We start from the raw sequence: 19,216 nt of genomic DNA on the forward strand, positions 1-19,216 counted from the left end.
CGTTCGGTCCTCGGTCCTCAGTCCAGGTGCTTGGGGCGCTGTGCGGGCGGCCCGGCGAGCACGGGCGGCTCCAGCTCTTCCGGTGACGGCGGCACGTACGGCCGGATCTCGGGGGAGTCGATGGAGCCGTCGGGGTGGACCTTGGGCAGCTTCGCCTCCGGCGCGAGCAGCAGGGCCTTCTTCACGTCCTGCTTCCCGTCCATGCTCAGACCGTAGATGGCGTTGTAGAGGTTGCGGACGGCGGGGCCGGAGGCACCGGAGCCGGTGCCGCCCTGAGAGATCGTCATGACGATCGTGAAGTCCTTGGTGTAGGTCGCCAGCCAGGACGTGGTCTGCTTGCCGTAGACCTGGGCGGTGCCGGTCTTGGCGTGCATCGGGATCTTGTCCATGGGCCAGCCGAGGAACCGCCATGCGGCGGTGCCGCCGGGCTCGACGACCATGCGCAGGCCCTTGTCGAGGTTGCTGATGGTCTGGGCGTCGATCGGCAGCCTGCCGTGGGCCCTGGGCTTGATCATCTCGACGTGCTTGCCGTCGGGGCTGATCACGGCCTTGCCGACGGTGGGGTCGTAGAGGGTGCCCCCGTTGCTGATGGCGGAGTAGGCGGTGGCCATCTGGATGGGCGTGACGAGGACGTCGCCCTGGCCGATGGCGAAGTTGATGCTGTCGTACGCCTTCAGCTGGTTGCCTTCGAGGCAGCTCTCGTAGGCGATCTGCTCGACGTAGGTGCCGCCCTTCTTGCCCTGCTTGCACCAGGAGTCCTTGTTGGCCTTCCAGAAGCTCTGCTTCCACCGGCGGTCCGGGATGCGGCCGGTGACCTCGTTCGGCAGGTCGATGCCGGTCTCTGCGCCGAGTCCGAACTCCCGGGCGGTGCGGTAGAACCAGTCGTGGGCGTCCTTCTTGGGGCTGAGGCCGCCGTCGCGCTGCCACTCCTTGTGCCCGAGGGCGTAGAAGACGGTGTTGCAGGAGAACTTGAGCGCTTCGGCCAGGGTGATGGGGCCGTGCCCCTTGGACTCGAAGTTGGCGAAGCTCCGGCCGCCCATGTTGTAGGAGGCGCTGCAGTTGTACTTGCCGTCGAAGTCGTAGCCGGCGCGTACGGCCGCGCTCGCCGAGACCACCTTGAAGATGGAGCCCGCGGGGGCCTGGCCCTGGATGGCGCGGTTGAGCAGCGGGTAGTTGGAGTTCTTGCTGGTCAGTTTGGCGTAGTCGGCGCCGGAGATGCCGCCGACCCAGGCGTTGGGGTCGTAGTCGGGCTGGGAGGCCATCGCCACGACGCGGCCGGTCTTGGCCTCCATGACGACGACGGCGCCCGAGTCGGCCTCGTACTTGCGGCCGGTGATGTTGTCGGTCTCCTGGCGGACGGTCTTCATCGCCTGCTGGAGCTCGTACTCGGCGACGGCCTGGACCCGGGCGTCGATGCTGGTGACGAGGGTGGAACCGGGAATGCCCGGGTCGGACTTGGTCTGGCCCATGACCCGGCCCAGGTTGTCGACCTCGTACGAGGTGACCTCCGCCTTGCCGCGCAGCTGCTTGTCGTAGGTGCGCTCGATGCCGGAGCGGCCGACCTGGTCGGACCGCAGGTGCGGCGAGGCGGTGTCCTTGGCCTTCTGGATCTCCTCGTCGGTGACGGGCGAGAGGTAGCCGAGCACCTGTGCGGTACGGGCTCCGCCGGGCGCCGGGTAGCGGCGGACGGCGGTGGGTTCCGCGGTGATGCCGGGGAAGTCCTCCGGTCGTTCGCGCAGTTGCAGCGCCTGCTGCGTGGTGGCTTCGAGGGTGACCGGGATGGGCTGGTACGGGGAGCCGTTCCAGCAGGGCTTGGGGGTCTGGGAGTCGCAGAGCCTGACCTTGTCCATGACCTCCTTGGGGGTCATGTCCAGGACGTCGGCGAGGCGGGTCATCACCGCCTTGCCCCGGTCCTTCATCCTCATCAGCTTGGTGCGGCTGGCGGAGACGACCAGGCGGGTCTCGTTGTCGGCGAGCGGGACCCCCCGGGCGTCGAGGATGGAGCCGCGCACGGCGGGCTGGACGACCCGCTGGACGTGGTTGCTCTTCGCCTCGTGGTAGTACTCGTCCCCGTTGCGGATCTGGAGGTACCAGAGGCGACCCCCGAGGGTGACCAGCATGGAGAGGACGAGTACCTGGATCATGACGAGCCGGATCTGTACCCGGGAGGTGCGGCCGGTTTCGGGGATGTTGGTCACGTCCGCTCCTCCGTCACAGTTTCTTGACGCTCTTCACGCCCTTCACGGCCTTGACCCCCTTTATGCGGCCGGCCCGGTTGGCACGGGAGCGCCCGGTCCTCAGGCGCAGGCCGCCGCGCTGGCTGCCGATGCGCAGTCCGGTGCCGCCGGCCAGCCAGCCGGAGGACACGTCGGCGGGCTTGTTGGCGGGGCCTCCACCGGCCTCGACGGCCATCGGATCGTTCTCGGCGCGACGGGCCAGGGCCATGATGAACGGCACGGTGAAGGGCGCGAGCAGCAGGTCGTAGAGGGTCGCGGTGAACAGCAGCCCCAGCAGACCCACGTGCCGGGCGGCGGTGTCCCCGACGAGGGCGCCCACGCCCGCGTAGAGCAGGGTGGAGCCGATCGCGGCCGCGACGACGGTGAGCATCGGGCCCCAGGCGGAGCGGAACCGCCCGTTGTCGGGGCGGACCAGGCCGGCCACGTAGCCGATGACGCACAGGACGAGCGCGTAGCGCCCGGCGGCGTGGTCGGCGGGCGGGGCAAGGTCGGCGAGCAGCCCGGCGGCGAAGCCGATGAGCACGCCGCTGACCGGCCCGTACACGAGTGCGAGGGCGACGACGGTGAGCAGCAGCAGGTCCGGCACCGCGCCGGGCAGTTGGAGCCGGCCCAGGATGGTGACCTGGACGACGAGGGCGACCACGACGAGCGTGGCGGAAAGCAGGATCCGGTTGAAGCGCATGGTCGGTCTGCTCCTACTCGTCGTCCGGCTTGGCGGGCACGGAGGCGGACCCGGACGGGGTGACCGTGACGGTGACCGTCGGGATGGGCTTGGGGGCCTCGGGCTTGGGCGGCAGGACGGCGTCGCGCGGGTCCTCGCGCGGCGGCATGACCACGACGCCGACGATGTCGAGGCGGGAGAAGCCGACGAACGGGCGGACCCACACGGTGCGGGTCAGGTCGCCGCGCGAGGGGTCGACCTTGACCACCTCGCCGATCGGCACGCCCGGTACGAACGGCTTGTTCCCGCGCGAGCCGAAGGTGACGAGCCGGTCGCCCGGATTCACCTTGGCCTTGCCGTTGAGCATCTGGACGGACAGGGCGCGGTCGCCCTGGCCGGTGGCGAAGCCGAGTTCGCCGGTCTTCTCCAGACGGGTGCCGACGGTGAAGTCGGGGTCGTTGGCGAGGACGACGGTGGCCGTGTCGGGGCCGACCGTGGTGACCCGCCCGACGAGTCCGTCCCCGTTGAGGACGGTCATGTCGCGCTCGATGCCGTCCTTGCTGCCGGCGTCGATGGTCACGGTCCAGGAGAAGCCCTGGGCCGCTCCTATGGCGATGACCTCGGCGCCCTTGATGCCGTACTGGCCGGCGCCGGCCCGCTTGAGCATCTCGTCGAGCTCGCGGATGCGGCTCTGGGTCTGGGCGTCGCTGCCCAGTTTGGCCTTCAGGGCCGCGTTCTCGCGCTCCAGCGTGGCGATGCGGTTGTGGCGCTCACCGGAATCCCGTACCGCCCCTATGGCGTTGGCGACCGGGTCGACCGCGGTCGACACGCCCTTCTCGACCGGCCCGAAGACCGCGGCGGCGGCCTGTCGGGCACCGTCGACCGGCGACTCCTCGCCCGCCCTGATGTCCACCGTGATCAACGCGAACGCGATGGCGATCAGAAGCACCAGGAGCAGCCGGCTTTCTCGTGTGTCCCTCACGTGCGGCGGCCGTGCCTTCCTCGTCGGAATTCTCTTTTGCCTGTATATCAACGATCCGCCGCACGGGCCCGGTAGCACCCGTACGGCGGATCCTTGTGTGTTGTCCTCCGGATGGAGGGGATGTTCGCCGGTCAGCGCCGGGGCTGGGCGTCGAGGACCTGCTGGAGTGCCTCGAACTCCTCGACGCACTTGCCGGAGCCGAGCGCCACGGAGTCGAGCGGGTCCTCGGCGATGTGGATCGGCATGCCCGTCTCGCGCCGGAGCCGCTCGTCGAGGCCGCGGAGCAGGGCGCCGCCGCCGGTCAGGACGATACCGCGGTCCATGATGTCGCCGGAGAGCTCGGGCGGGCACTTGTCGAGTGTGGTCTTGACCGCGTCGACGATGGCGTTGACGGGCTCCTCGATGGCCTTGCGCACCTCGGCGGCCGAGATGACGACCGTCTTGGGCAGGCCGGAGACCAGGTCCCGGCCGCGGATCTCGGTGTGCTCGTCCTTGTCGAGGTCGTACGCCGACCCGATGGTGATCTTGATCTGCTCGGCGGTCCGCTCACCGAGGAGGAGCGAGTACTCCTTCTTGATGTGCTGGATGATCGCGTTGTCGAGCTCGTCGCCGGCCACCCGGATGGACTGTGCCGTGACGATTCCGCCGAGGGAGATGACGGCGACCTCGGTGGTGCCGCCGCCGATGTCCACGACCATGTTGCCGGTGGCCTCGTGGACGGGCAGGCCCGAGCCGATGGCGGCGGCCATGGGCTCTTCGATGATGTGCACCTGGCGGGCGCCGGCCTGCGTGGACGCCTCGATGACGGCGCGGCGCTCCACTCCGGTGATGCCGGAGGGCACGCAGACCACCACGCGCGGGCGGGCCAGGTAACGTCGCTTGTGGATCTTGAGGATGAAGTACCGGAGCATCCGCTCGGTGATCTCGAAGTCGGCGATCACGCCGTCCTTGAGGGGCCGTACGGCGACGATGTTGCCGGGCGTGCGCCCGATCATCTTCTTCGCCTCGGAGCCGACCGCCAGAATGCCACCGGTGTTCGTGTTGATGGCGACCACGGACGGCTCGTTCAGGACGATCCCCCGGCCCCTCACGTACACCAGCGTGTTGGCGGTCCCGAGGTCGATCGCCATGTCACGGCCGATGAACGACATGTTGTTCCCCTTGTTCCCCATGAGGAGCGTCTGGCCTTCCAGTTGATAGCGGCTGCTGTCAGGTCGGCGAGGTGGGTGTGTGGGTGGAGGCCCCATCGTAGTGCCGCGAGTACGGACACCGCGCGACGGGACTCCGGCAATCCCGCCGGAACGGATACCCGCCCCCTAGTGGTGACGTCGTGTCTTGCCCAGGCGTTCCCGCTCGTGGCCCGGAAATACCCGGGGGCGACCGAAATTACTTCGGTCGCCCCAGGTCGTGAGCGCTATTTGGCTGATGTCGCGTCAGGGAAGTGTGGCCGAAGTGTGCCCGAACAGCGCTCAGAGAGCGGGGAAGAAGAGCTTGAGCTCGCGCTCGGCGGACTCCTCGGAATCCGAGGCGTGGATCAGGTTCTCCCGGGTGACGGTGCCGAAGTCGCCCCGGATGGAGCCCGGCGCCGCGGCGATCGGGTCGGTGGGGCCGGCCAGCTGGCGGACGCCCTCGATCACCCGTTCCCCTTCGACCACGAGGGCGACGACGGGACCACTGGCCATGAAGCCCATCAGGGGCTCGTAGAAGGGCTTGCCCTTGTGCTCGCCGTAGTGCGTCTCGAGGGTCTCCTGGTCCAGCGTGCGCAGCTCCAGCGCGGGGATGGTCCAGCCGGCCTTCCGCTCGATGCGGCCGATGATCTCCCCGACCAGGCCGCGGCGGACGGCGTCGGGCTTCAGCAGGACGAGGGTGCGCTGGGTCATGTTGCGGCTCCTTGCGGCAAACGGGTGCGGTGGGACGAATCTACAGGGCTGTTCCGGGGACCCGTCACGCAGCGTCAGGCGCCGCGGGCGTGCCCTGCGCCTCGTTCTGCGCCGCCCACCGGGCCTTGATCGTGTCGATCTTGCGGCCGTAGTGCACCGAGCACCACCACAGGCCGGCGAAGACCGCGCCGAGGAAGAACATCGTCGGGACGACGAACCCGCTCGCGATCAGGCCGATCTGCAGGGCCCAGCCCAGCTGGACCGCCCCGGGACGGGACAGCATCCCGCACAGCAGCACCGACAGCAGCATCGTGACCCCGCACACCGTCCAGACCTCCGCCTGGGTCAGCTCCGGGTTCTTCATGGCCACCAGGCCGGCGAAGCCGATCACGAAGAACTCGCCGATCAGCGTGCTCGCACACAGCGTGCGCATCCCTCAGCCCCTCTTCAGCAGCAGGCGGGCCTCGCCCACCGTGATCACGGACCCGGTCACCAGGACCCCGGCCCCTCCGTACTCGGCCTCTTCCTCCGCCAGGGTGATCGCCGCCTCCAGGGCGTCGTCCAGCCGCGGCTCCACCTGCACCCGGGCCACGCCGAAGACCTCGACCGCCACGGCCGCCAGCTCGTCCGCGCCCATCGAGCGGTGGCTGGAGTTCTCCGTCACCACGACCTCCGCGAAGATCGGCTCGAAGGCCTCCAGCACCCCGCGGACGTCCTTGCCCTCGCTCGCGGCCACGACCCCGATCAGCCGGCTGAACCCGAACGACTCGGTGACCGCCTCCGCGGTGACCGCCGCGCCCGCCGGGTTGTGCGCCGCGTCCAGGACCACCGTCGGGCTGCGCCGCACGACCTCCATGCGGCCCGGGGAGGTCACCGAGGCGAAGGCCCTGCGTACGGTCTCCACGTCCAGGACGCGGGCCTGCTCCTGGCCGACCCCGAAGAAGGCCTCGACCGCCGCCAGCGCCACCGCCGCGTTGTGCGCCATGTGCGCGCCGTACAGCGGCAGGAAGATGCCGTCGTACTCCCCGCCCACACCGCGCAGCGTCAGCTGCTGGCCGCCGACCGCGACCTCGCGCGAGACCACGCCGAACTCCATGCCCTCGCGGGCCACCGTCGCGTCCACCTCGACGGCCTTCTTCAGCAGCACCTGGGCCGCGTCCACCGGCTGCTGAGCCAGGATGACGGTCGCGTCCTGCTTGATGATGCCGCCCTTCTCCTGGGCGATCTCGCCGGGCGTGGAGCCGAGCCGGTCCGTGTGGTCCAGGCTGATCGGGGTGATCACCGCGACCGAGGCGTCGATGACGTTGGTCGCGTCCCAGCTGCCGCCCATGCCGACCTCGACCACGGCCACGTCGACCGGGGCGTCCGCGAAGGCCGCGTACGCCATTCCGGTGAGCACCTCGAAGAAGGACAGCCGGTACTCCTCGGCGGCGTCGACCATCTCCACGTACGGCTTGATGTCGTGATAGGTCTCGATGAACCGCTCGGCGTCGATCGGCGCCCCGTCGAGGCTGATCCGCTCGGTGACCGACTGCACGTGCGGGCTGGTGTAGCGGCCGGTGCGCAGCTCGAAGGCGTTCAGCAGGGCCTCGATCATGCGGGCGGTGCTGGTCTTGCCGTTGGTGCCGGTGACGTGGATGGACGGGTACGCGCGCTGCGGCTCGCCCAGCACGTCCATCAGCGCCGCGATCCGCGACACGGACGGCTCCAGCTTGGTCTCGCCCCAGCGGGTGGCGAGCTCCTGCTCCACCTCCAGCAGCGCCTTCGCCACCTCCGGGTCGGTGGGCCGGGCGGGTACCGGGTCGCCCTGCGGCGGTCCGGCCTGGGCCCGCAGGGTGCGGCTGCCGGCCTCGATCACCGCCAGGTCGGGGTCGCGGTCGGATTCCTCCGCCACGATCTGGTCGAACTCGTCGAAGCGGTCGTCGTTCTCGGGCTGCTGCTCACTCACAGGCCCAGTCTACGGACGAGGACCCGCGGGACTTTCGCCGCCGGGCGTCCGGGGCCCCCGGGCGGGCGCGGGGCGACCGGATCGTTATGCAAAGCGGCGAAAGGCATGGGAAAGCCCCCGCACCGTCCGGCGGTACGGGGGCCTCCACTCGCTCGGGGGCGGCTACGCGGGCGGCAGCGTCTCCAGCTGCGCCTGGATCCGGGCGATGTCCGCCTCGGCCTTGGCGAGCCGGCCCTTGATCTTGTCCACGACGTTGTCGGGGGCCTTGGCGATGAACGCCTCGTTCCCGAGCTTCGCCTCCGCCTGCTGCTTCTCCTTCTCGGCGGCGCCGAGGTCCTTGGTCAGGCGCTTGCGCTCGGCGGCCACGTCGATGGTGCCCGAGAGGTCGAGCGCGACGGTGGCGCCGGCGACCGGGAGGGTCGCGGTGGCGCTGAAGGCGTCACCCTCCGGCTGCAGGCGCAGCAGCTGGCGGATGGCGGCCTCGTGCGCGGCCAGCGCGGTCCCGGCCAGGTCGAGGCGGGCCGGAACCTTCTGGCCGTCCTGCAGCCCCTGCTCCTTGCGGAAGCGGCGGACCTCGGTGACCACGGCCTGGACGCTCTCGATCTCGGCCTCGGCGGCCTCGTCGCGGAAGCCGCTGTCGTTCGGCCACTCGGCGATGACGAGGGACTCGCGCCCGGTGAGCGTGGTCCACAGCGTCTCGGTGACGAAGGGGACGACCGGGTGCAGCAGCCGCAGCATGACGTCGATGACCTCGCCCAGCACCCGGCTGGAGACCTGGGCCTGCTCGCCGCCCGCGAAGAAGGTCGTCTTGGACAGCTCGACGTACCAGTCGAAGACCTCGTCCCACGCGAAGTGGTAGAGGGCCTCGCTGAGCTTCGCGAACTGGAAGTCGTCGTAGTAGGCGTCGACCTGCGCGACCGTCTTGTTCAGCCGGGACAGGATCCAGCGGTCGGTCGCCGACATCCGCTCGACCGGCGGCAGGTCGCCCTCGATCGTGGCGCCGTTCATCAGCGCGAAGCGCGTGGCGTTCCAGATCTTGTTGGCGAACTTGCTGGAGGCCTGGACCCAGTCCTCGCCGATCGGCACGTCGGTGCCGGGGTTGGCGCCCTTGGCCAGGGTGAAGCGGACGGCGTCGGAGCCGTACTTGTCCATCCAGTCCAGCGGGTCGACGACGTTGCCGAAGGACTTCGACATCTTCTTGCCGCGCTCGTCGCGGACCAGTCCGGTCAGGGCGATGGTCTTGAAGGGCGCCTCGCCGTCCATGGCGTACAGGCCGAACATCATCATCCGGGCGACCCAGAAGAAGATGATGTCGTGGCCGGTGACCAGGACGTCCGTGGAGTAGAACTTCTCCAGGTCCGGGGTCTTCTCCGGCCAGCCGAGCGTGGAGAACGGCCACAGGCCGGAGGAGAACCAGGTGTCCAGGACGTCGGTGTCCTGGGTCCAGCCCTCGCCGGCGGGCGCCTGGTCGTCGGGTCCGACGCAGACGACCTCGCCGTTCGGGCCGTACCAGACCGGGATCCGGTGGCCCCACCACAGCTGGCGCGAGATGCACCAGTCGTTGAGGTTGTCGACCCAGTCGAAGTAGCGCTTCGACATCTCCTCGGGGTGGATCGAGACGCGGCCGTCGCGGACGGCGTCGCCGGCGGCCTTGGCCAGCGTCTCGACCTTGACCCACCACTGGAGGGAGAGGCGGGGCTCGACGGTGGTGCTGCACCGCGAGCAGTGCCCGACGGAGTGCAGGTAGGGGCGCTTCTCGGCGACGATGCGACCCTGCTGGCGCAGGGCGCCGACGACCGCGGACCGCGCCTCGAAGCGGTCCAGGCCGAGGAAGGGACCGTGGACGGTGATGACGCCGTGCTCGTCCATGATCGTCATGTTGGCGAGCCCGTGGCGCTGCCCGATCGCGAAGTCGTTCGGGTCGTGCGCCGGGGTGACCTTGACGGCGCCCGTGCCGAACTCCGGGTCGACGTGCGTGTCCGCGACGACCGGGATGGTCCGGTCGGTGAGCGGCAGCTTGATCTGCCGGCCGACCAGGTGCTTGTACCGCTCGTCGTCCGGGTGGACGGCGACGGCGGTGTCACCGAGCATCGTCTCGGCACGCGTCGTCGCCACGACGAGCGAGTCCTCGCCCTCGCCGTACCGGATGGAGACGAGCTCGCCCGCGTCCTCCTGGTACTCGACCTCGATGTCGGAGATGGCCGTCAGACAGCGGGGGCACCAGTTGATGATGCGCTCGGCGCGGTAGATGAGCCCGTCGTCGTAGAGCTTCTTGAAGATCGTCTGGACGGCCCGGGACAGGCCCTCGTCCATGGTGAACCGCTCGCGCGACCAGTCCACACCGTCGCCGAGGCGACGCATCTGGCCGAGGATCTTGCCGCCGTACTCTTCCTTCCACTGCCAGACCCGCTCGACGAAGTCCTCGCGGCCCAGGTCGTGGCGGGACTTGCCCTCCTCGGCGAGCTGCTGCTCGACCTTGTTCTGGGTGGCGATACCGGCGTGGTCCATGCCGGGCAGCCACAGCGACTCGTAGCCCTGCATCCGCTTGCGGCGGGTCAGCGCGTCCATGAGCGTGTGCTGGAAGGCGTGCCCCAGGTGCAGGGAGCCCGTGACGTTCGGCGGCGGGATGACGATGGTGTACGCGGGCTTCTCACTCGCGGGGTCGGCCGTGAAGTACCCACGCTCTACCCAGCGCTCGTAGAGCTTCCCCTCTACCTCGGCCGGCGCGTAGGACGTCGGCAGTTCGGAGTTGGGGCTGCTGGGTGTCTGCGTGTTCTCGGTCACGAGCCACAGGATAAGGGCGGCCCCACCCCTGGTACGAATCCATTGCCCGGGCGGGCACGGGAACCGCGGGCCGCGATCGGGCTCCCCGCGTCGTGGTTCCGTAACGCCTGGGACCCCGGCGCCCTGTCATCCCCGCGCTTCCGACAGGATGAGAGCAACATAAGAGATTCCTAAAGGGGGACGCACAGATGAGCTACAACCAGCCGGGGCCTTACGGCCAGCAGCCGCAGCAGCCGGGACCGTACGGGCAGCAGCCCCCGCCGCCGCCCGGCCCCTACGGCCAGCCCGCGCCCCAGCCGGGTTACGGCTACCCGCAGCAGCAGCCGGGCGTGCCGCCGCAGGGTTACCCGCAGCAGCCCCAGCAGCCGGGCTACGGCTACCAGCAGCCTCCGTACGGCGGAATGCCCCCGCAGCAGCCCAAGAAGTCCAAGGCCGGCGTGATCATCGCCGTGGTCGTCGCGGTCGCGCTGATCGCGGGCGGCGGCTGGTACTTCCTGAAGGGCGGCGGCGCCGGCGGCGTGGTCTCCGCCGACACCAAGGGCTACAAGCTGGTCGCCCCGGAGACGGTGGACAACTTCAAGAAGGACCCGAAGTACACGCAGGAGGAGTTCACCGACGAGGACAAGAAGGAGGCCGAGACGGCGGGCGTCAAGAACCCCACCCAGGTGGGCATGGACTACGTGACCGGCGACCCGAGCAACCCGCTCTCTGCCAAGGCGATCAACTTCCAGGGTGTCTACGGCGAGATCGCAGACCCCGAGAAGGCCGTGGACGCGTACTTCGCGATGGCCAAGCTGAAGGCCGGCAAGGACGACAAGGACGGGACGGCCGAGCTCATCGGCACCCCCAAGACGATCACCCCGGCCGGCTTCAAGGGCGCTGTCCTGAAGTGCCAGGAGGCCAAGTTCGTCTCCAAGGACACCAAGTCCAAGGGCCCCAAGGAGTTCACGATGCCGATCTGCATCTGGGGCGACTACAGCACCATGAGCATGGTCACCGCCCTGGACGTGTCCGCCATCCTCGGCGGCGGCAAGGGCTACACGCTGGAGCAGACCGCCGACTTCGCCGCGAAGCTCTACAACACCGCCCGCGTGAAGAAGTAGGGGCAGCAGCCTGCCCGGCGCCACACTCGCAGAAGGGGCGCCCCCGGTCGGGGGCGCCCCTTCTGCGTGGTGTTCGCTGCGGCTACGCCGACTTCTCGTGCGGGCCCTGGTCCTTCGGGACGATCCGCGGGACCAGCGTCGGGTTGACGTTGGAGCGGACGACGTCCGCGGTGATGACCACGCGGGCCACGTCCTTGCGGGACGGGACCTCGTACATCACCGACATCAGGACCTCCTCCATGATGGCGCGCAGGCCGCGCGCGCCCGTCTGGCGCAGGATCGCCTGGTCCGCGATGGCCTCCAGCGCCTCGCGCTCGAAGTCCAGCTCCACACCGTCGAGTTCGAACAGCCGCTGGTACTGCTTCACCAGGGCGTTGCGCGGCTCGATGAGGATCTGGAGCAGGGCCTCGCGGTCCAGGTTGTGCACGGAGGTCAGGACGGGGAGGCGGCCGATGAACTCGGGGATCATCCCGAACTTCACCAGGTCCTCCGGCATGACCTCCTGGAACTGGTCGCTCGCCTCGATCTCGCGCTTCGAGCGGATCGTCGCCCCGAAGCCGATGCCCTTGGCGCCCGCACGCGACTCGATGATCTTCTCCAGGCCGGCGAAGGCGCCGCCCACGATGAAGAGCACGTTCGTCGTGTCGATCTGGATGAACTCCTGGTGCGGGTGCTTGCGGCCGCCCTGCGGCGGGACCGAGGCCGTCGTGCCTTCCAGGATCTTCAGGAGGGCCTGCTGAACGCCCTCGCCGCTCACGTCGCGCGTGATCGACGGATTCTCGCTCTTGCGGGCCACCTTGTCGATCTCGTCGATGTAGATGATCCCGGTCTCGGCCTTCTTGACGTCGTAGTCCGCGGCCTGGATCAGCTTGAGCAGGATGTTCTCGACGTCCTCGCCGACGTAGCCGGCCTCCGTCAGCGCCGTCGCGTCGGCGATGGCGAACGGGACGTTCAGCATGCGCGCCAGCGTCTGCGCGAGGAGGGTCTTGCCGGAGCCCGTGGGGCCCAGCAGCAGGATGTTGGACTTCGCGAGCTCGATCGCGTCCTCGCGGCCCTGCGCGCCGCCGTTCTCGCCGGCCTGGACCCGCTTGTAGTGGTTGTACACCGCTACGGAGAGCGCCTTCTTCGCCGGCTCCTGGCCGACGACGTAGCTCTCCAGGAACTCGTAGATCTCGCGGGGCTTGGGGAGTTCCTCCCACCGGACCTCGGAGGTCTCCGCGAGTTCCTCTTCGATGATCTCGTTGCAGAGGTCGATGCACTCGTCGCAGATGTACACACCGGGTCCTGCGATGAGCTTCTTCACCTGCTTCTGGCTCTTTCCGCAGAACGAGCACTTGAGCAGGTCGCCGCCGTCACCGATGCGTGCCACGAGGTGCTTCCCCTTCGCCTGGGAGACGCCTGGTTCAGCGCTCCTGGTGCCTCATATCCGACGGTACCTTGCCGGGGGCCCCGAGCGGGGCCCCCTTGACGTGGTTCACACCGCCCAATCCGGCAGCGTGTCCACGCCAACTGGCGGCAAGGATCAGACCTTGCTGCTCTTGCGGGTGGAGACGATCTGGTCGATCAGCCCGTACGCGAGAGCGTCCTCGGCAGTGAGGATCTTGTCGCGCTCGATGTCGTCGCGGATCTTCTCGATCGGCGTGGTCGAGTGCTTGGCCAGCATGGTCTCCAGCTGGTCGCGCATGCGCAGGATCTCGTTGGCCGCGATCTCCAGGTCGGAGAGCTGCTCACGGCCGGTGCCGCCGGAGGGCTGGTGGATCAGCACGCGGGCGTTCGGCAGGGCCATGCGCTTGCCGGGGGTGCCGGCGGCCAGCAGGACCGCGGCGGCGGAGGCCGCCTGGCCCATGCAGACCGTCTGGATGTCCGGCTTCACGAACTGCATGGTGTCGTAGATCGCCGTCAGCGCGGTGAAGGAGCCGCCGGGGCTGTTGATGTAGATCGAGATGTCCCGGTCCGGGTCCATCGACTCCAGGCACAGCAGCTGCGCCATGACGTCGTTGGCGGAGGCGTCGTCGATCTGCACGCCGAGGAAGATCACCCGCTCCTCGAAGAGCTTCGCGTACGGGTCGTACTCGCGGATGCCCTGCGAGGTGCGCTCGACGAAGCGCGGGATGACGTAGCGGTTGTCCACCTGCGGGCCGGAGTAGAGGCCGCTCGCGGGAGAAAGGTTGTTCATGTGCATCTGGGTGTTCACCGTCCTGGTGGCGTTCTGCGGGCTGAGGCTTGCCTGGTACGGGCTGGCGTACGGGACGTCGTACGAGGTCTCGCGCGCCGGGGCCGGGATCAGGCCCCGGTGCCGCCGCCGCCCGGAACCAGCGACGCGGCGGAGATGATCTCGTCGATGAGGCCGTACTCCTTGGCCTCCTCCGCCGTGAACCAGCGGTCGCGGTCGCCGTCGCGGATGATCGCCTCCACGGTCTGGCCGGAGTGGTGCGCGGTGATCTCAGCCATGCGCTGCTTCGTGCGCAGCAGGTACTGGGCCTGGATCTTGATGTCCGAGGCGGTGCCACCGATGCCGGCGGAACCCTGGTGCATCAGGATGTCGGTGTTCGGGAGCGCGAAGCGCTTGCCCGTGGTGCCACCGGTGAGCAGGAACTGGCCCATGGAGGCCGCCATGCCCATGCCGATGGTGACGACGTCGTTCTTGATGTACTGCATGGTGTCGTAGACCGCCATGCCCGCCGTCACGGAGCCACCGGGGCTGTTGATGTACAGGTAGATGTCCTTCTCCGGCTCGGCGGCCAGGAGCAGGAGCTGCGCCGTGATCTTGTTCGCGATGTCGTCGTCGACCGGCTGGCCGAGGAAGATGATGCGCTCGCCGAGCAGCCGGTTGTAGACATGGTCGCCGAGGCCGCCACCGATGGACGGCTCACCCGCGGCGTAAGGCATCAGATTCGTCACGTATCCACCTGCTCGTCTCCGACGGCCATGTGCCGTCTCAGCGTCTCGTTCTGGGGCGCACCCGGCCGGTGCGGACGTGTCCGCCGGCGTCCGGGTCATGCAGAGCCCTCGTATTCATGGACCCTAACGCGCAGGTCGGACAACGCCATCCCGCTTCCCGAACTGTTCGCTGGGAGCGCAAGGTCCGGGGGCCTTCCGGGCCCTGTGCCGAAGGGCCCGGACGCGGCTGCGTCCGGGCCCTTCGGGCACTGCTCAGGGGTACCGCTCAGCGGGCTGCGCCCGGGGTGTTACTTGGCCTCTTCGTCCTTGGCCTCGTCACCCTCGGCGGAAGCCTCGACCGTCTCGGCCTCCTCGTCCTCGTCGGAGAGGTCGACCACGTTGCCGTTGGTGTCGGTGACCTTGGCGGCCTCGACGACGACCGCGAGGGCCTTGCCGCGGGCGACCTCGCCGACCAGCATCGGAACCTGGCCACCCTCGACGACCGCCTGGGCGAACTGGTCGGGGGACATGCCGGAGGAAGCGGCGCGGCGCATGAGGTGCTCGGTGAGCTCCTCCTGGTTGACGCCCAGCTTCTCCTTGTTGACCAGCGCGTCGAGGACGAACTGGGTCTTGATGCCCTTGACGGCCTGCTCGGAGGTCTCGGCGTCGAACTCCTCGACCGTCTTGCCCTGGAACTCCAGGTACTTCTCGATGGTCAGACCCATCTGGCCGAGCTGGTGGTGCTCCAGGTTGTGCTTGCGGGTGTTGACCTCGTCCTCGAGCAGCTTCTCGGGGATCGGCACCTCGACGAGCTCCAGCAGCTTCTCCAGGACGCGCTCCTGGGCCTGCGTGGCCTGGTCGTACTGCTTCATGTTCTCGAGGCGCTTGCGGCTGTCCGCCTTGAGCTCCTCGAGGGTGTCGAACTCGCTCGCCATCTGCGCGAACTCGTCGTCCAGCTCCGGCAGCTCACGGGCGGAGACCTTGGTGACCTTGACGGTGACCTCGGCGTCCTTGCCCTCGGCGGAGCCGCCCTTCAGCTGGGAGGTGAAGGTGGCCTCGCCGCCGGCCTCCAGGCCCTTGACGGCCTCGTCGATGCCGTCGAGGAGCTCGCCCGAGCCGATGGTGTAGGACACGTCGGAGGCGACGCCGTCCTCGAGCACCTCGCCGTCGACCTTGGCCTCGAGGTCGATGGTGACGACGTCGCCGTCCTGGGCGGCGCGCTCGACGTCCTTGGTGGACGCGAAGCGGCCGCGCAGCTGCTCGACCGACTTCTCGACGTCCTCGTCGGAGACCTCGATGGCGTCGACCTCGACCTCGATGCCGGAGTAGTCCGGGATCTCGATCTCGGGACGCACGTCGACCTCGGCGGTGAAGGCCAGCAGCTCGCCGTCCTTCAGCTCCGTGATGTCGACCTCGGGCTGGCCCAGGGGGTTCAGGTCGGCCTCGTTGACCGCCTCGGTGTAGAACTTCGGGAGGGCGTCGTTGACGGCCTCCTCCAGCACCGCACCGCGGCCGAAGCGCTGGTCGATGACGCGGGCCGGGATCTTGCCCTTGCGGAAGCCCTTCACCGTGACCTGCTGGTTGATCTTCTTGTACGCCGCGTCGAGGCTGTCCTTCAGCTCCTCGAAGGGCACCTCAACAGTGAGCCGAACCCGAGTCGGGTTCAGGGTCTCCACGGCGCTCTTCACGGTTCGGTCTCCTTGTGGCTGACTGCTGGGGGTTCTGCCGTCACGCTGCGATTCAGCGGTTCAGCGGACTTCGGCCCGGTACATCAGACACACGGGCACGCAGCTTGCATAGTAACCGCAAGCGGCAATCAGCCCACAACGCGATCTTGTGGCGACCCTCGATGGAGCATGAAGGGGGACACTGGTGGTGGTCGGGGTGGCCGGATTCGAACCGACGACCTTCCGCTCCCAAAGCGGACGCGCTACCAAGCTGCGCCACACCCCGTCGGTGCGACACGTAGGGTACATGCCCGGAGACCCTCCGACGCGCGGGGTTTCCGAGTTTCCCGACGGTCTTCCCGCCCCCACCACGCGGGCGACACGAAAGTGGTGTGCGCTCCCCCGGCGCGACCCGCTAGGATGCTGTCCGTTGCCCCGGTCCCCGGACCTGCGGCGACGCGTTGCGGGCGTAGCTCAATGGTAGAGCCCTAGTCTTCCAAACTAGCTACGCGGGTTCGATTCCCGTCGCCCGCTCTGAACAGCGAAGGGCCAGGTCAGAGGATGTTTCCTCGACCTGGCCCTTCGTCGTTCCCGGGCCCGTGGGGCCTAGAGCTTGATGTTCGCGATCATCGTCGCGAGGGAGTTGAGGAAACGGTTCACGTCGTCCGCGATGGAGCTGGACGCCAGGAAGAAGCCGAAGAGGGCCGCGACGATGGCGGGCCCCGCCTTGATGTGGTTACCGCGGATCAGCACCACCAGGATGACCGCCAACAGAACCACCACTGACAGCGAAATGGCCACTACTGATCACACCTTCGGTCGTCCCCTGGTCGGCCCGGGGCGCACGGCCGCGCACACCCCCACATGGACCATCCTCCCACCAATAGGGCGCGTCTATCCGCTCCGTGACGCATCACCATCGTTCCGTTTCCGCCAACCACACGTGCGGAAGGCATATTTCGGGCATCGGGGGTGTCACGGGGTGGGGAGACCGAGCAGGGAGCGGACGTGGGCGTACTTCGCGGACAGCCGGTCGCGGGTGGGGGCGTCGAGTACGGAGAGCCGTGCCGGATCCGCGTTGTGCGCCAGGTCGGCCTCCTTGACGAGCAGGGCGCCGGGGGTGGCGAGGATGCGGGCCGTGTACTGCTCGACCGGTTCGCCGGGGCGCTTGGTGACCGCGAGCACCATGTCCTTGACGGACTGCGGGAGGGCGGCGGAATCCAGCCAGGTCATGCTGAGGGCTTCGTCCTCGATGGCGTCGTGGAGCCAGGCCGCCGCCTGCTGTTCGGGACTGCCGCCGCGCGCGCGGACGCCTTCGGCCACGGCCGCGAGGTGCTCGGCGTAGGGCCGGCCGGCCTTGTCGGTCTGGCCCTCGTGCGCGGTGCGCGCCAGGGCTTCGACCTCGATCAGGGTCAGGGGACTGCTCGTCATGCGATCTCCCTTGCTGCTGCGCCGAGCGCCTCCGCGGCCCGGCGTACATCCGCGTGCGTGGTGCGCCAGTTGGAGAACGCGGCGCGCAGGGCCGCGGTTCCCGCGTAGACGGTCGGGGTGACGAAGACCTCGGCGGCGACGGCCTCCCGGAGGGCCGCCAGGCGGTCCGGGCTGGGGTCCTCGGCGAGGGTGAAGCAGACGACGTTGAGGCGGACGGGGGCGAGGAGGCGGAAGGCCGCGTCCCGTTCCAGTGCGGCGCCCAGGGCGCGGGCACAGGCGATGTCGCGTTCGACGATCTCTCGGTGGCCCTGGCGGCCGTAGGCGCGGAGCGTGAACCAGGCGGCGAGGGCGCGCAGCCGGTGGGAGTTCTCGGGGGTGAGGTGGACGAGGTCGGGGTGGTCGCCGAGGGGGCCGAGGTAGGCGGCGGCGTTCTGGAAGACGCGGGCCTGGAGGTCGCGGCGGCGGGTGAACTGGACGGCGCTGTCGTAGGGGACGTTGAGCCATTTGTGCAGGTCGACGCAGAGGGAGTCGGAGGCGTCGAGGCCGGCGGCCAGGTGGGCGTGGTCCGGGGAGAGGGCGGCGAAGGCGCCGAAGGCGGCGTCGGTGTGCAGCCAGAAGTCGTGGCGGGCCTTGAGCGCGGCGACGGCCCGGAGGTCGTCGAAGTCGACGGTGTTGACGGTGCCGGCGTTGGCGACGACCACGGCCGGACCGGGGGTGTCGGCGAGGGCGCGGTCGAGGGCGGCGGGGTCGACGGCCTCGCGGCCGGGCAGCGTGGGGACCGTGACCAGGGAGCCACGGCCCAGGCCGAGGACGGAGAGGGCCTTGGCGATGGAGGAGTGCGGGGCGCCGGAGAGCACGCGGACGGGGCCGAGGGCGGCGACGCCGTCCTCGGCCGGGGAGACGCCGAGGCGTTCGCCGAGCCATTCGCGGGCGATGGCGAGGCCGGTGGTGTTGGACATGGTGGCGCCGGAGACGAAGGTCCCGGAGTGGGCGTCGGAGAGGTCGAAGAGCGCGCGGAGCCAGCCGACGGTCTCGCGTTCGAGGTCCTGGCCGGGGCCGTCGAAGGCGGAGTTGGAGTTCTGGTCGTGGGCGGCGGTGAGCCAGTCCCCGGCGAGGGCGGCGGGGGTGGCTCCGCCGGTGACGAAGCCGAGGTAGCGGGGCCCGGCGGAGGCCGACAGCCGGGGCTCCCACCGCTCCCGGAAGGCGGCGAGGGCGGCTTCGGTCCCGGTGCCGTGTTCCGGGAGGGGCTCGGGCCGCTGCTGCCCGGGGGGCGGCGGTACGACGGGGCGTGCGTCCAGGGTGGCGAGGGCGTCGGCGGCGGCGCGGCGGGTTGCGTCGAGGAGGTCGGGAAGCCGGGCGAGATCGTCGGCGAGGGTGCGGTCCATGGGGGCACGCTAGGGCGGCCCGTTGCCGCGGGGGGCGGGCCAATCGGGGGTGAGTGGCCCGTGTGCGCCCGGCGGGGGCCGGCTTCAGGCAGCGGGCTGGCGGCCGCCCCCGGCCCCGCGCCTCAAGCGCCGGCGAGGCTGGGTGGTTCCCGCGGCCTCCTGCGACTGGCTCTGCGGGGGGTCCTGGCGGGGGCTTCGCGGGGGGGAGAGACCGGGGGAAAGGGCTGCCGAGCGGCGGTCGTAGGGTCGGGGGATGGG

At 69.5% G+C, this 19,216-nt stretch carries 16 protein-coding genes and 2 tRNA genes; 2 read left to right on the forward strand and 16 right to left on the reverse strand.

The genetic code is table 11. From position 1 onward, the window contains the following. Window positions 1–17: 17 nt before the first annotated feature. The 8 genes from mrdA to ACIP5M_RS30785 all read right to left on the reverse strand — a co-directional run bounded on the left by mrdA (window position 18) and on the right by ACIP5M_RS30785 (window position 10,492). Window positions 18–2,198: a penicillin-binding protein 2 gene (mrdA, locus tag ACIP5M_RS30750; RefSeq protein WP_401202724.1), complete on the reverse strand. Its 2,181-nt coding sequence runs from the start codon at window positions 2,196–2,198 to the stop codon at window positions 18–20. A 13-nt stretch (window positions 2,199–2,211) separates the two neighbouring features. Next, a complete protein-coding gene (mreD, locus tag ACIP5M_RS30755; protein WP_401202726.1) occupies window positions 2,212–2,919 on the reverse strand; it encodes a rod shape-determining protein MreD in 708 nt (235 codons plus the stop codon). A gap of 13 nt (window positions 2,920–2,932) precedes the next feature. Then, the gene (mreC, locus tag ACIP5M_RS30760; RefSeq protein ID WP_401202728.1) at window positions 2,933–3,880 is read right to left on the reverse strand and encodes a rod shape-determining protein MreC; all 948 of its coding nucleotides are present in this window, start codon (window positions 3,878–3,880) and stop codon (window positions 2,933–2,935) included. Window positions 3,881–4,011: 131 nt separating this feature from the next. Next, entirely contained in the window at window positions 4,012–5,031 is a 1,020-nt protein-coding gene (locus ACIP5M_RS30765) for a rod shape-determining protein (RefSeq protein ID WP_008738981.1), read from the reverse strand. A gap of 318 nt (window positions 5,032–5,349) precedes the next feature. After that, on the reverse strand, window positions 5,350–5,760 hold the full coding sequence (gene ndk / locus ACIP5M_RS30770; RefSeq protein ID WP_030710854.1) for a nucleoside-diphosphate kinase: 411 nt from the start codon (window positions 5,758–5,760) through the stop codon (window positions 5,350–5,352). A gap of 64 nt (window positions 5,761–5,824) precedes the next feature. Then, entirely contained in the window at window positions 5,825–6,193 is a 369-nt protein-coding gene (locus ACIP5M_RS30775) for a DUF4233 domain-containing protein (protein ID WP_401202731.1), read from the reverse strand. A gap of 3 nt (window positions 6,194–6,196) precedes the next feature. Further along, window positions 6,197–7,708, reverse strand: a complete 1,512-nt coding sequence (locus ACIP5M_RS30780) for a bifunctional folylpolyglutamate synthase/dihydrofolate synthase (protein ID WP_401202733.1) — start codon at window positions 7,706–7,708, stop codon at window positions 6,197–6,199. A gap of 162 nt (window positions 7,709–7,870) precedes the next feature. Beyond that, the gene (locus ACIP5M_RS30785) at window positions 7,871–10,492 is read right to left on the reverse strand and encodes a valine--tRNA ligase (protein WP_401202736.1); all 2,622 of its coding nucleotides are present in this window, start codon (window positions 10,490–10,492) and stop codon (window positions 7,871–7,873) included. Between the two features lie 188 nt (window positions 10,493–10,680). Between ACIP5M_RS30785 and ACIP5M_RS30790 the strand changes: the two genes are divergently transcribed. Beyond that, window positions 10,681–11,595: a hypothetical protein gene (locus ACIP5M_RS30790; protein ID WP_401202739.1), complete on the forward strand. Its 915-nt coding sequence runs from the start codon at window positions 10,681–10,683 to the stop codon at window positions 11,593–11,595. 82 nt (window positions 11,596–11,677) lie between these two features. Here the strand turns inward: ACIP5M_RS30790 and clpX are convergent, their stop codons facing one another. The 5 genes from clpX to ACIP5M_RS30815 all read right to left on the reverse strand — a co-directional run bounded on the left by clpX (window position 11,678) and on the right by ACIP5M_RS30815 (window position 16,428). Continuing rightward, the gene (gene clpX, locus ACIP5M_RS30795; protein WP_030649983.1) at window positions 11,678–12,964 is read right to left on the reverse strand and encodes an ATP-dependent Clp protease ATP-binding subunit ClpX; all 1,287 of its coding nucleotides are present in this window, start codon (window positions 12,962–12,964) and stop codon (window positions 11,678–11,680) included. Between the two features lie 153 nt (window positions 12,965–13,117). Then, entirely contained in the window at window positions 13,118–13,771 is a 654-nt protein-coding gene (locus ACIP5M_RS30800; protein WP_401202742.1) for an ATP-dependent Clp protease proteolytic subunit, read from the reverse strand. Window positions 13,772–13,878: 107 nt separating this feature from the next. Beyond that, window positions 13,879–14,496, reverse strand: a complete 618-nt coding sequence (locus ACIP5M_RS30805; RefSeq protein ID WP_073915168.1) for an ATP-dependent Clp protease proteolytic subunit — start codon at window positions 14,494–14,496, stop codon at window positions 13,879–13,881. Between the two features lie 287 nt (window positions 14,497–14,783). After that, a complete protein-coding gene (tig, locus tag ACIP5M_RS30810; RefSeq protein ID WP_401202746.1) occupies window positions 14,784–16,163 on the reverse strand; it encodes a trigger factor in 1,380 nt (459 codons plus the stop codon). A 188-nt stretch (window positions 16,164–16,351) separates the two neighbouring features. Further along, window positions 16,352–16,428 (reverse strand) — tRNA-Pro (locus ACIP5M_RS30815). A 177-nt stretch (window positions 16,429–16,605) separates the two neighbouring features. Between ACIP5M_RS30815 and ACIP5M_RS30820 the strand changes: the two genes are divergently transcribed. Then, window positions 16,606–16,676: transfer RNA gene (locus tag ACIP5M_RS30820), tRNA-Gly, on the forward strand. 72 nt (window positions 16,677–16,748) lie between these two features. Here the strand turns inward: ACIP5M_RS30820 and ACIP5M_RS30825 are convergent. The 3 genes from ACIP5M_RS30825 to ACIP5M_RS30835 form a co-directional block, all read right to left on the reverse strand. Next, window positions 16,749–16,943: a hypothetical protein gene (locus ACIP5M_RS30825; RefSeq protein ID WP_150519620.1), complete on the reverse strand. Its 195-nt coding sequence runs from the start codon at window positions 16,941–16,943 to the stop codon at window positions 16,749–16,751. A gap of 174 nt (window positions 16,944–17,117) precedes the next feature. Beyond that, window positions 17,118–17,573 (reverse strand): HD domain-containing protein, encoded by a 456-nt coding sequence (locus ACIP5M_RS30830; protein WP_401202749.1) that lies wholly within the window; start codon window positions 17,571–17,573, stop codon window positions 17,118–17,120. After that, window positions 17,570–18,958, reverse strand: coding sequence for a pyridoxal phosphate-dependent decarboxylase family protein (locus ACIP5M_RS30835; RefSeq protein WP_401202751.1), 1,389 nt, complete (start codon window positions 18,956–18,958; stop codon window positions 17,570–17,572). Before ACIP5M_RS30835 ends, ACIP5M_RS30830 begins: the two co-directional genes overlap by 4 nt. Window positions 18,959–19,216: the final 258 nt, after the last annotated feature.

Origin of the sequence: Streptomyces sp. NPDC088762 (assembly GCF_044750905.1) — a bacterium.
Classification (GTDB): Bacteria; Actinomycetota; Actinomycetes; order Streptomycetales; family Streptomycetaceae; genus Streptomyces.